The sequence below is a fragment of the Terasakiella sediminum genome, assembly GCF_033100395.1.
Lineage (GTDB): Bacteria > Pseudomonadota > Alphaproteobacteria > Rhodospirillales > Terasakiellaceae > Terasakiella.
On sequence record NZ_JAWLVJ010000012.1, the window covers coordinates 38,996 to 51,378 of the forward strand.

General features: G+C 50.6%; 13 protein-coding genes. 7 read left to right on the forward strand and 6 right to left on the reverse strand.

Annotation, left to right across the window (positions count from 1 at the left end; genetic code table 11):
* Positions 1–130 precede the first annotated feature (130 nt).
* A complete protein-coding gene (locus RYZ26_RS10970) occupies positions 131–1,351 on the reverse strand; it encodes a YihY family inner membrane protein (RefSeq protein WP_317683251.1) in 1,221 nt (406 codons plus the stop codon).
* A gap of 169 nt (positions 1,352–1,520) precedes the next feature.
* Here RYZ26_RS10970 and fabI point away from each other — a divergent pair, with 169 nt between their 5' ends.
* From fabI to RYZ26_RS11000, 6 genes are all read left to right on the forward strand, one after another.
* Positions 1,521–2,330: an enoyl-ACP reductase FabI gene (gene fabI / locus RYZ26_RS10975; RefSeq protein ID WP_317683252.1), complete on the forward strand. Its 810-nt coding sequence runs from the start codon at positions 1,521–1,523 to the stop codon at positions 2,328–2,330.
* A gap of 33 nt (positions 2,331–2,363) precedes the next feature.
* Positions 2,364–3,437: a chorismate synthase gene (gene aroC, locus RYZ26_RS10980; RefSeq protein ID WP_317683253.1), complete on the forward strand. Its 1,074-nt coding sequence runs from the start codon at positions 2,364–2,366 to the stop codon at positions 3,435–3,437.
* A 63-nt stretch (positions 3,438–3,500) separates the two neighbouring features.
* A complete protein-coding gene (locus RYZ26_RS10985) occupies positions 3,501–3,770 on the forward strand; it encodes a hypothetical protein (RefSeq protein ID WP_317683254.1) in 270 nt (89 codons plus the stop codon).
* 66 nt (positions 3,771–3,836) lie between these two features.
* Entirely contained in the window at positions 3,837–4,265 is a 429-nt protein-coding gene (locus tag RYZ26_RS10990; protein ID WP_317683255.1) for an Sbal_3080 family lipoprotein, read from the forward strand.
* Between the two features lie 121 nt (positions 4,266–4,386).
* Positions 4,387–4,959 (forward strand): peroxidase-related enzyme, encoded by a 573-nt coding sequence (locus tag RYZ26_RS10995; protein ID WP_317683256.1) that lies wholly within the window; start codon positions 4,387–4,389, stop codon positions 4,957–4,959.
* Positions 4,960–5,252: 293 nt separating this feature from the next.
* Complete coding sequence (locus RYZ26_RS11000; protein ID WP_317683257.1) at positions 5,253–6,191, forward strand: nucleoside recognition domain-containing protein; 939 nt, start codon at positions 5,253–5,255, stop codon at positions 6,189–6,191.
* Here the strand turns inward: RYZ26_RS11000 and RYZ26_RS11005 are convergent.
* Complete coding sequence (locus RYZ26_RS11005; protein ID WP_317683258.1) at positions 6,188–7,174, reverse strand: substrate-binding domain-containing protein; 987 nt, start codon at positions 7,172–7,174, stop codon at positions 6,188–6,190. The genes RYZ26_RS11000 and RYZ26_RS11005 overlap by 4 nt on opposite strands.
* Before the next feature lie 73 nt (positions 7,175–7,247).
* On the reverse strand, positions 7,248–7,832 hold the full coding sequence (locus RYZ26_RS11010; protein WP_317683259.1) for a LysE family translocator: 585 nt from the start codon (positions 7,830–7,832) through the stop codon (positions 7,248–7,250).
* Positions 7,833–7,927: 95 nt separating this feature from the next.
* Between RYZ26_RS11010 and RYZ26_RS11015 the strand changes: the two genes are divergently transcribed.
* Entirely contained in the window at positions 7,928–8,803 is an 876-nt protein-coding gene (locus RYZ26_RS11015) for a LysR family transcriptional regulator (RefSeq protein ID WP_317683260.1), read from the forward strand.
* Here RYZ26_RS11015 and RYZ26_RS11020 read toward each other — a convergent pair.
* The 3 genes from RYZ26_RS11020 to RYZ26_RS11030 are packed head-to-tail and all read right to left on the reverse strand — an operon-like array spanning position 8,800 to position 12,380.
* A complete protein-coding gene (locus tag RYZ26_RS11020; RefSeq protein ID WP_317683261.1) occupies positions 8,800–9,567 on the reverse strand; it encodes a TlyA family RNA methyltransferase in 768 nt (255 codons plus the stop codon). The genes RYZ26_RS11015 and RYZ26_RS11020 overlap by 4 nt on opposite strands.
* On the reverse strand, positions 9,551–11,464 hold the full coding sequence (gene dxs / locus RYZ26_RS11025) for a 1-deoxy-D-xylulose-5-phosphate synthase (RefSeq protein WP_317683262.1): 1,914 nt from the start codon (positions 11,462–11,464) through the stop codon (positions 9,551–9,553). The genes RYZ26_RS11020 and dxs overlap by 17 nt, the downstream gene beginning before the upstream one ends.
* Positions 11,465–11,492: 28 nt before the next feature.
* Positions 11,493–12,380 carry a polyprenyl synthetase family protein gene (locus tag RYZ26_RS11030; RefSeq protein ID WP_317683263.1) on the reverse strand — a complete coding sequence of 296 codons (888 nt, stop codon included), beginning with the start codon at positions 12,378–12,380 and terminating at the stop codon, positions 11,493–11,495.
* Positions 12,381–12,383 lie beyond the last annotated feature (3 nt).

Here is a 12,383-nt window from a genome sequence, read left to right on the forward strand (position 1 = left end):
AATGACCGCGGCACAACCACCCGCCCAACGTCACCCCGTATGTATTGCGGGGTTAGGGGAAAACTCAGTGCTCAGGCTTCCACCCATTATGGCGCAACTCGTGCGCCATGACGTCTCTTGGGGGAACAGCCTACCCCACAACCTCGGCCAAAGCCTTACTCATGGCCTGAATGCGGGCTTGTTCGGCGGCCGCGATTGCTTGTTGTGGCTTTTCATGGACATAGCTGGCTTCGGTCAGATCAAGCCCCAGGGTCTTGTGAAGTTCAGCGAGATTTGTTTCAGTCAAATCACGTGCCAGCACCCATTGTTCATCTTCGGTGACCGCAACGAACCCTGCTTCATTCAACAGTTTCATCACATCGGCCGCAATATGGCTACCGAGTTCCTTGGTAATCACATGATCTGAGAGTGACCCGCCCGCCACATGCTGCACCTTTAACAAACGCAGGGCCTCCAGCGCCCCCATCATACGATCTGCTGGCGTGACCTCTTTCTTTTTGGTCTGATCCAAACGTTCAAAATCTTCCAGTGATGCCGTCAATAACGCGCCCATCAGCACCACCGCCCAGGTCAGATACATCCAGACCAGAAAGATCGGAATGGCCGCAAGCACGCCATAGATGGCCTGATAGGATGGGAAGTTGGAAACATAAAGACCAAACAGTTTTTTCAAAACAGCAAAGAGAATGCCGGCAACCACCCCGCCGATCACACCATTTTTCCAGGAGATATTGCGGTTCGGCACAAAAATATAAAAAAACGTCAGCGCCGCCATCACCATGACGTTGGGCAGAACGAAACTTAGAAAACCAGAAACGCTGACGCCGCCCAGGCCATCCTGTTCCACCCAGTTCGTCAGCGCATAAAAATAGGTGGAAAGCGACAGGCTCACCCCCATCAGAAGCGGCCCCAAAGTCAAAACCGCCCAGAACATCAACAAGCGCGAGACAAACGGGCGTTTGACCCGCACGCGAAAGATTCGGTTGAGCGCATCTTCAATGGTCGCCAGCAGCATAATGGCCGTCACACCCAAACCAACAATCCCCAAGGTTGTCATACCGCCCGTTTTTGCCATGAAAGTATTCAAGTAACTGGAAACTGCATCCCCTGCTGCAGGCACGAAATTTTCAAAGACATAGGCCTGAATTTCATGCTGAACGCCTTCAAAGGCAGGAAAGGCCGCAAAGATCGCAAAGCTGATCGCCATCAACGGAACCAGCGATAAAAGCGAGGTATAGCTTAGGGATGCTGCGATCCGCATGCATTGATCTTCCCCAAATCTGCGTATGATGATTTTCCAAATTTCGCCCAAGGCCTGCTTGTCGAAGGGCTTTTTTTCAGCGTGATCCATGTTTTGTTACCAAATATTTCCAAAAACTTGCAAATTGTGAGGAGAGAATCCTTTCCCCTTTCTTGATATTATCCTATACAAAGTTCAAAGAAATATTGAACCCTTCTTTGAAAAAATGCAAAAAAGGGAACAATTCAATCAACCGCGTGAATATTTAAGTGAGGATGTCATGACTGCAGCTGGGCTAATGGCTGGTAAAAAAGGTCTGATCATGGGGGTCGCCAACGAGCGTTCAATCGCTTGGGGTATTACAAAAGCATTAAAAGAACAAGGCGCTGACCTTGCTTTTACATATCAAGGTGATGCGCTTCTAAAACGTGTGGCACCACTTGCTGAATCTGTTGGTTCTGACATTCTGTTGCCATGTGACGTAACAGACCAAGGCAGCATCGACGCTGTTTTTGATGCACTGGAAGAAAAATGGGGCAAAATCGACTTCGTTCTTCACGGCATTGCCTATTCTGATAAATCAGAACTCAAAGGCCGCTATGTGGATACAAGCCGCGACAACTTCCTGATGACCATGGATATTTCCTGCTATTCCTTCACAGCTGTTGCCAAACGTGCAGCTGCGATGATGAACGAAGGCGGATCCATGCTGACACTGACCTATTATGGTGCAGAACGTGTTATCCCGCATTACAACGTCATGGGTGTGGCCAAAGCTGCGCTTGAGGCTTCCGTTCGTTATCTGGCAGAAGATCTGGGTAAAGACGGCATTCGTGTAAATGCGCTGTCTGCTGGCCCAATGAAAACACTGGCAGCTTCCGGCATTGGTGACTTCCGCTATATCCTGAAATGGAACGAGCTGAACTCCCCGCTTCGTCGCAACACATCCATGGATGATGTTGGTGGCAGTGGTCTTTACCTGATGTCGCATCTTTCTTCTGGTGTCACAGGCGAAGTTCATCATGTGGATTCCGGTTTCCATACGGTTGGTATGAAGGCCGTGGACGCCCCGGATATCGCAACATCATAATAAACGCATTAATCTAGACGAAGGCACTTCATAATGTCCGGTAACCGTTTCGGTCACGTTTTCAGCTTCACCACCTTTGGGGAAAGCCATGGCCCTGCCATTGGATGTATCGTCGATGGCGTTCCCTCCCGGATTGATCTGAAGGAAGAAGACATCCAGTTCTGGCTGGAAAAACGTAAACCCGGAACCAGCCGCTTTACCACCCAGCGTAAAGAACCGGATGAAGTGCGCATCCTGTCCGGTGTGTTTGAAGGTAAAACAACAGGCACACCGATTGGTCTGGAAATCATCAACCAGGACCAGCGTTCCAAAGATTACGGCGACATCAAGGACAAATTCCGCCCCGGTCACGCCGACTATACCTATTGGGAAAAATATGGCATTCGTGACTATCGCGGTGGCGGACGTTCCAGTGCCCGTGAAACCGCCATGCGCGTTGCCGCAGGTGCCATTGCACGTAAAGTTCTGGGCGACGGGATTGATATCAAAGGCTATCTGGTTCAAGTCGGCCCGCATAAAATCGATCGTTCTCGCTTTGATGCAGCTGAAATCGACAACAACCCGTTCTTCTGCCCTGATCCGATTGTGGCAAAGGAATGGGAAACCTATCTGGACGGTATCCGCAAGGATGGCTCCTCCATCGGTGCAGTACTGGAAATCGTAGCCAAAGGTGTTCCCGTCGGCTGGGGTCAGCCAGTTTATGATAAACTGGATGCGGACCTTGCCAAAGCCATGATGTCCATCAATGCTGTCAAAGGCGTTGAAATTGGTGATGGGTTCGATGCAGCAAGCCTCAGCGGTGTTGAAAATGCCGATGAAATCCGCATGGGCGATGATGGCAACCCCGTCTTCCTGTCCAACCACGCAGGTGGCATCCTGGGCGGCATTTCCAGCGGTCAGGATATTGTGGTGCGTGTGGCAATCAAACCGACCAGTTCTATCCTGGTGGAACGCAAAACCATCGATACCAATGGCAACGAATGTGACCTGATCACCAAAGGCCGCCATGACCCCTGTGTCGGCATTCGCGGTGTTCCGGTTGCCGAAGCCATGATGGCTTGCGTGCTGGCCGATCACATGATGCTTAACCGTGCCCAGCAAGGTTAAGGCTTCCCTCCCCTGTCTTTCTGCGATAGTCTTTCCCTATTTCAGTATCGGGAGACTCAATTTATGAAAAAGATCATTTTGGCAGCCGCCTTCGCACTCAGCGTAACCGCCGTTTCAAGCCCTGCGAAAGCCAGCGATGGCGATGTAGTTGCAGCCGCTGTTCGTGCCGGGGAAAATATGAAAACACTCTGTGCAGGCGGGCAAACGGCTGTGACACAAGTTGCGACCAACTACGCCATGAACCTGCTGACAGCAGGCAAGATCACCGATCCACGTGGTGCCATCATTGATGCGACCAAAGCTTTGATGGCTGTGTGCTTGGGCGGGCGCTAATTCCCCATTTACATTACGCGTGCTTGTTTTATAGTGTGCACTCAAAAGTAATATTGGGTGCACACTATGAAAAAAATAAAACTCGCTCTGACCTTCTCAATTCTCATTGCGGCGACAAGCTTAAGTGCTTGTGCCATTCAGCAAAATGTCCGTTCGGTACAGGGCCACGGCATTGAAGAAGTCTGCATTCGCAACAATCCCAGCACGAAGATGAGTGCGTATCAGCCCATGCTTCAACGCCTGATCGAGGCCAAACGCATCTCCACCCGCATCTATGACGGCCGCCTGCCGGAAGATTGTGAATATAACCTCAGCTATACCGCGAACTGGAGCTGGGACGGCGGGATGTATCTTCGCTACAACAAAATTGATGTTTTCAAGGGACGCACCCCTGTGGGCAGCGCGGAATATAAAGCTGGCCTGATGAGCCTTGCCAAATGGGGAAAGACCGAAACCAAGGTCGGCCCGCTAATCGATCAGCTTTTCCCCAACTAAGGGATTTAGCCTAAGCCCTCTTGGCTTCACAAATCTTTACAATCTGCTTCTTTCCCTATTTTAGCGAACTATGATATTTGTTAGGTAACAAAACATATTTCAAAAGATAGGGAGAGAAGAGATGCCACAGCCAGACCATATTGTAAAAGTTGCCCTGCCCGACCAGGACAAGCTGGACGATGACATTCAGGGATATTTTGACAAATGCCAGGAAAAACTGGATATGGTGCCCAATGTGCTGCGCGCCTTTACTTTCAACCCCGATAAATTCCGCACCTTCACCAAATTTTATAACCAGCTGATGCTGGGTGACAGCGTGCTGTCCAAGCTGGAACGCGAGATGATCGCAGTTGTGGTTTCTTCGTGTAACCGTTGTTATTACTGCCTTGTCGCCCATGGTCAGGCCATCCGGGAACTGTCCGGGGACCCGCAACTGGGGGAAATGATGGTGATGAATTATCGTGTGGCCGATCTTTCAGATAAACAGCGCGCCATGCTGGATTACGCCTGGAAACTGACCGACACCCCTCATGATATCACCGATGCGGACCGCACGGCCCTGCGCGATGCGGGATGGGGCGATGATGCCATTTGTGATATCACTGATACGGCAGCCTTTTTCAACTATACAAACCGCATGGCCCACGGTCTGGATATGATGCCGAATACAGAATATCACGCCATGTCACGCTGAATGACATTAGATTTAACTAATTAAAATTCAGTAAGCTATTGATATTGAACGAAGGCAGTTACAAATTTTAATTATTATAATTTGTATTGACAGATAACGATCCAAGCCTGATAATGGTTCTCACTAAGTTGATGAAATCTGAATATGAATTATTCAATATTTAGATTGAGACAACCACGTTTCCTGCCGTCCCGAGCGACTTCCCCCCCTGTTCCTACCCCACGCTCGGGACGGTTTTTATTTTCCTGAAATTCTGATACAAGTGCGCTCCAGTCTCTAAGGGGTTTTTCGTCGTGGGTGAATTCGCCAATATTATTCTTCATGCGGGCCGCGCAGGTGTAGAACTTGCGCTATTTGTTTTCCTGCCTGTCATGATCGTTATGCTCAGTTTCATGCGTCTTCTTGAAGCCAAAGGCATTCTGGATCGCATCGTTATCTGGGTTACCCCGATCCTGCGCCCCTTCGGCCTGCCCGGCCTTGGTGTCTTTGCCATGTTCCAAGTGCTGTTTGTCAGTTTTGCTGCACCCATGGCCACATTGGCAATGATGGATAAGGGTGGATCACCGCGTCGTCATATTGCCGCAACGCTCGCCATGGTATTGGGTATGGCACAGGCCAATGTCACCTTCCCGATGGCTGCCCTTGGCCTGAACGCACCTATGACCATGCTGATCTCCACCATCTGCGGATTGATCGGGGCGGGTCTTACCTATCACATTTTTGCACGCAATCTCCCGGACCGGGATGATGAAAACCCCATGGTCGTCAAACACAAAGATGCAGATGGCCCCAAAGGTGTACTGGATGTCATCAACAAAGCAGGCGCTGAAGCGCTGAAGATCAGCCTCAACGCCATCCCCATGCTGGTGCTGGCTCTGGTCTTTGTTGCGTTGATGCGCGCAGCTGGTGTCATGAGCTTTCTGGAAGAACTGCTCACGCCGATGCTCAATGCCTTCAACCTGCCCGGCAGCTTTATCATGGCAACCATCACCAAATATATCGCAGGCGGTACGGCCATGATGGGTGTGGTCAAAGAATTTATGGATCAGGGGCTTATCAACGTGCAGGAATTCAACCGCCTGGCTGGCTTCCTCATTCATCCTTATGATGTGGCTGGGGTTGCGGTCCTGATCTCTGCTGGTAAAAGGGTGGCTGAAGTCCTCATGCCTGCCCTATACGGGGCCGCCATTGCCATCATCCTGCGTACCATTGCCCATGGGATGCTGTTTTAATCCGTCCGGCAATCAACGCCATTGTCTTCGCGGCAGTAAAAGAACCCAAGATAGTTGATCTCTTTCTCAGGCATTTTGTTGTGCTTGATCACGTCATAGAGTAACTCGGCCCCATAGCGTCCCATTTCAAAGGGGCGCTGGCCGATATTGATGGTGGAGAGGTTCTGCTCCAGCGCCTGCAGCTGCACTTTTTCCGCATCCGCAGAAATAATCACAAGCTCACCTGATTTGATCTGATCACGATAAGGCAACATGGTCTGAATATAGTTGGGTGAGAATTGCGCAAAGCCCGCAACAGCCAGAAAAATCGGGGCTTCCTTGCGCGAAAGCAAATGTTTGAGCTGATGAACCGCGCGGTCACGCTTCCCCAGCGAATAAAACGGACAACGCACATATTCGACCCAGCCGTTTTCACCCGTCAGCTTTTGATTACTGTCATTCCCGGACAAGGCAAAACGCACACCGCGGATACGTTCATTCAGATTGGGTGTACTGTCACTGCCAGACTGGATACAGATTTGCGTCTCTCCGTCTTTTTTAAACCGCTTGGCATAATCCCCAAGGGCGACACCGAAGTCAAAATTATTAGTCCCCACATAAGCAATGCGATAATCATGATGTTGATCCAAAAGATCGGAATCAAAGGTCATCACCTTGACACCTTGTTCTTTTGCGCGTTTCAACACGCTATCGACCAAAAAATCTGAATTTGTTGTGGAAATCAGAATGCCATCCACATTCTGTTTCAAAACCTTTTCAACCACATAGACCTGTGAGCGGGTGTCCTGATAATCAATCGGACCGTCATAGATGCATGTAAGGTCATTCTGTCTGTTGGAAAATTCTTCGCAGCCTGCGAAGGTCTGTTCATAAAACGTATCGTTCTTGGTCTTGCCAATCACCGCAATGGTGATATCTGCAAAAGCGGGCAATGCCCCCACAGAAGCAAACAAAATCAACAAACTGACAAGAACACGTCCCATTGAAGCATCCAGAAATCAACACCTCTTATATGTATGGAACTTTAAACCATAGATTTCAATTCATTAGTATGACTTATATCAAAAAAAGATAAACTGCGACCGCGCACAAACAACCGCCCATAATGATATTCAACAGGCGAAGACGTTCCGGACTGGTCAAAAAATTCTGGGTAAAAGCCCCCATCACGGCCCAAAATGACACCCCTAAAAAGCACATCACCAGATAGATCAGACAGAAGACCAAAATGGTCCCCCAGCCTTCGCCCGTTACGAAAGCAGCCACACCAATCAGGCAAGCAATCCAGGCTTTCGGGTTCAGCCATTGCAGAATGGCACCTTCAAAAAATTTTGGCTTTGGTTTCTCTTCAGAAGACACTTCGCCTTTTGCCGTCATCAGTTTCCAGCCGAGATAGAGGATATATCCGGTACCCAGCACATGCATCACCGACATAACGGTGGGATAATCTTTTACCACGCTTTCCCCGACCATACCGACCATATATAATAGAGCGGTAAAACCAAGCGCCGCGCCCGATACAAAAGGCAGGGTGCGCATAAAGCCATTGTTCACGCCCGACGCCAGCGCGATAATATTCACCGGGCCGGGTGACGCAGAAAGCGCCAATGCAAAGGTCGTCATTGCCAGAAGTAGTGTCATCAGATCATCCTTTCATGCTTGCAAAAAGGATACAGGCGACTAAATTAATTTATTATCCCGAATAATTAAAATTCACTGTATGAAAATTTTACATAATGATTGAAGACCTGCGCGCCATCACCCTGTTCTGCAAAACCGTTGAATGCGGAAGTTTTCGTCAATGTGCGACACACTTCAACCTGTCGCCCTCCATCGTGTCCCAGCAGATTTCAAACCTGGAACAGAAATACGGCATCACCCTGCTTTATCGCAGCACCCGCAAATTAAAACTGACGTCTGAAGGCGCAGCCTTTTTTGAAAAGGCGCAAACCATGGTGGCATCCGCACAGGATGCTTTATCCGTCCTGTCCGAAAAATCAGATCATCCCAGCGGCACGCTTCATCTGACCATGCCCGCAGGCTTGATCAAAAGCCCACAGATGGCCCAGATTGCACAATTCAGTCAGGATCACCCGGATATCAAACTAGACATTCATTTTACCGACAAACGCCTCGACCTTATTCAGGAAGGTATCGACCTTGCCATTCGCGCAGGGCAGTTGGATGACAGTTCCTTGAAGTCCAAAAAGATTGGCGAATTACATCGCACCCTCGTCTGCACCCCTCAATATGCCAGCCGTCACCCATTGCCCACCCATGGGGATGATCTGAAAAACTGGGACTGGATCAAAATGAAGATGATGCCGCCTTATCGCACCCTGTGTGATGAAAAGGGCATCAGTCATGACATTCACTTTACCCCCCATGTGGAAGTGGACAACACGGATGCCATGTGTGAGATGACCCGCCTTGGCCTGGGCCTGTCAACGCCACCGGATTTTCTGGTGGAACGCGACATCAAAGAAGGGGCACTGGTAGAAATTCTGCCCAGCTGGCGCGCCAGTTCCATGAACGTTTATGCCCTCTGGCCGGAAAACAGCGTGCGTCGGAAGCTCACGGCCCTATTGCTGGAAAAAGCTTTTTCAGCTTAGGCTTTCTGCCCGCAGATCAAAAATTCGATATTGCCTTCAGGCCCTTTGATCGGACTTTGGGTAATGCCCTTGACCGTCCAATCTGAAAGACCGTCCAGCCAATTCTCAATCGTATCGCAAACTTCCTGATGTAATTCCGGTTCACGCACCACACCGCCTTTACCGACACGACCTTTGCCAACTTCGAACTGAGGTTTGATCAGGGCCATCAGATAACCGCCGGATTTCACCCGGTCCATGGCCGCAGGCAAGACCGTTTGCAGGCCAATAAAGCTGGCATCACAGACCACGATATCGACCATGTCCGGGATATCTTCGTCGGTGAGATGGCGCGCATTCGTGCGTTCCATCACTACAACGCGGTCATCGCTGCGTAGTTTCCAGGCAAGCTGACCATGCCCCACATCGACACTGTAAACTTTATCCGCGCCGCGTGTGAGCAACACATCGGTAAAGCCGCCCGTGCTGGATCCTACATCAATGCCGATAAAGCCTGTCACATCAACGCTGAATTCATCCAGCCCCTTGACCAGTTTCAGCCCCCCACGTGACACCCACGGATGGTCCTGCCCTTTAAGTTCAATGGGGATATCAGCCGCGACTTTCTGCCCCGCCTTATCCATGCGTTTGGTGTCGGAATAAACATTGCCCGCCATGATCATGGCCTGGGCACGGCTGCGGGTTTCAATCAATCCACGGTCCACCAGCAACTGGTCGAGGCGCAGTTTTTTGACTTTTTCTTTTTTCTCAGGCGTGTTGGGCATCTTCAACCGCGCGTCCCAGCGCTTTCAAAACCGTATTCACCATACCGGATGCATTGATCCCGGCAGCTTCATACTGTTGATGCACATTGCCCTGATCGATAAATTTATCTTCCATGGTCAGGCAACGCACTTTCAGCGATCCATCCAACAGACCATTCATCATCAAAAACTGGGTGACTTGTGATCCAAAGCCACCGATGCAGCCTTCTTCCACTGTAATCAGCACTTCATGGTTATTGGCCAGATCACGGGTCAATTCCGTATCAATCGGCTTGGCAAAACGGGCATCCGCCACAGTAGTCGGCAGTCCCATACTTTCCAGTTTTTCCGCCGCCAGCAAGGCTTCTTTCATGCGGGTGCCGTAAGACAAAATGGCAACCTTGCCCCCTTCTTTAACAATGCGGCCTTTACCGATTTCCAGAACATCACCTTTTTCCGGCAGTTCAATGCCAATGCCTTCGCCACGCGGATATCTGAATGCACTGGAACGATCATCAATGGCAGCCGATGTTGCCACCATATGCATCAGTTCCGCCTCATCACTTGGGGCCATCACAACGATGTCCGGCAAGGCCGTCAGATAAGCAATATCAAAGGTCCCGGCATGTGTCGGACCATCCGCGCCTACCAGACCAGCGCGGTCAATAGCAAAACGCACGGGCAGATGCTGCAACACCGCATCATGGACCAACTGGTCATAGCCACGCTGCAGGAAGGTCGAATAAATCGCACAAAACGGTTTATAGCCTTCCGTCGCCATCCCGGCGGCAAAGGTCACTGCATGTTGTTCGGCAATCCCCACATCAAAACAACGGTCCGGGAAACGTTCCCCAAACTTATCAAGACCTGTGCCTGATGGCATGGCGGCGGTGACACCAACGATCTTGTCATCGGTTTCCGCTTCTTTGATCAACGCTTTAGCGAACACACCTGTATAGCTGGGTGCATTGGATTTCGCTTTTTCCTGCTTCCCTGTCACCACATCAAATTTGGAGACACCATGGTATTTGTCCGCTGACTGTTCCGCCGGGCCATAACCATGACCTTTTTGGGTTTTAACATGCAGCAAGACAGGCCCCGGATCTTTATCATCACGCAAATTTTCCAGCACGGAAACCACATGTTCCAGGTTATGCCCATCAATGGGACCCACATAATAAAAACCAAGGTCACTAAAGATGTTTGATCCGCCCGTCACCATCTTGCGCGCCGCACTTTCCGCCCCCTTAACCGTCTGGGCAATGGTGCTTGGCAGCTTGTTCACAATGTCTTTTGCACTGTGACGGAAAGATTTCAACGTCGTGCTGGTCAGAAGTTCGGACAGATAATAGCTCATCGCGCCAACGGGCGGGGCGATGGACATGTCATTGTCATTCAAAATCACGATCAGGCGACTGTCGAGTGCCCCCGCATTATTCATCGCTTCATAAGCCATGCCCGCCGTGATGGAACCATCCCCGATCACCGCGATCACATGGTTGTTGCCGCCCTTAAGGTCGCGCGCAACAGCCATCCCCAGACCAGCAGAGATCGAGGTCGAGCTATGGCCCGCGCCAAACGGATCATACGGGCTTTCTTTTCGTTTGGTAAAACCGGACAGACCATCAGCCTGACGCAGCGTTGGCATTTCACCGCGACGCCCGGTCAGGATTTTATGAGGATAACACTGGTGACCCACATCCCAGATGATACGGTCATCCGGTGTGTTAAACACATGGTGCAGACCAACCGTCAGTTCCATCACCCCAAGGCTGGCCCCCAGATGCCCCCCTGTGCGCGACACATTACGCACCACGTCGTCGCGCAGCTCGTTCGTCAGCTGCTGCAGTTGGTCCATATTCATCCCCTTAAGATCAGCTGGGGATTTTACGGTATCAAGCAATGGTGTGTCAGACACGACGGTTCATCCTTAAGTCTTATTTTTCTTAGCTTCTGCGGTTTACCACATATTGGGCCATCGCGCGCAATAAATCGGTATTTTTATCGAACACATCCAAATGCTGGCAGGCTTGGTCTGCAACAATATGGGCCTGGTTGCGCGCCCCTTCAACACCCATCAGGGAAACAAAGGTCGATTTTCCGCGATCTGCATCTTTATTGACCTGCTTTCCGGTTTCTTCAACCGTTGATTCCACATCCAGCAGATCGTCCGCGATTTGGAACGCCAGGCCCAAGTCACGGCCATAATTGTTAAGCGCCTCACGTTTTTCCGCATCCGCCTTGCCCAAAATGGCCCCGGCGATAGAAGCGAACACAATCAATGCGCCTGTCTTCAAGCTTTGCAGGCGGGTAATTTCAGGAATATCCAGCGTCTTGCTTTCAGCCATCAGATCAATCATCTGACCACCGACCATCCCGTTCATGCCGGACGCTTTGGCAAGTTCCGCCACCAGCTGGCAACGCACGTTCGCATCCGGGTGTGTCTCTTCATGGGCCAGCACTTCAAAGGCGCGAGTCAACAAGGCATCGCCTGCCAAAATGGCCGTGGCTTCATCAAATTCGATATGGCAGGTCGGACGACCACGACGCAGGTTATCATCATCCATGGCTGGCAAGTCATCATGGATCAGGGAATAGCAATGCACCATTTCAAGAGCAGCCGCCACACGCAACGCACCTTTTTCATCCACATCAAACAGATTGGATGACATCATCACCAGAAACGGGCGCACCCGTTTGCCGCCACCAAGCGCGCTGTAACGCATGGCGTTAACCACCTGGCTTTCGTCACCTTCGGGGACCACCAGTAATTCATCCAGCATTACTTCAACAGCGTCTGCCTGAACTTTCAGCGCATTCTTTAAATCAGTCATAAC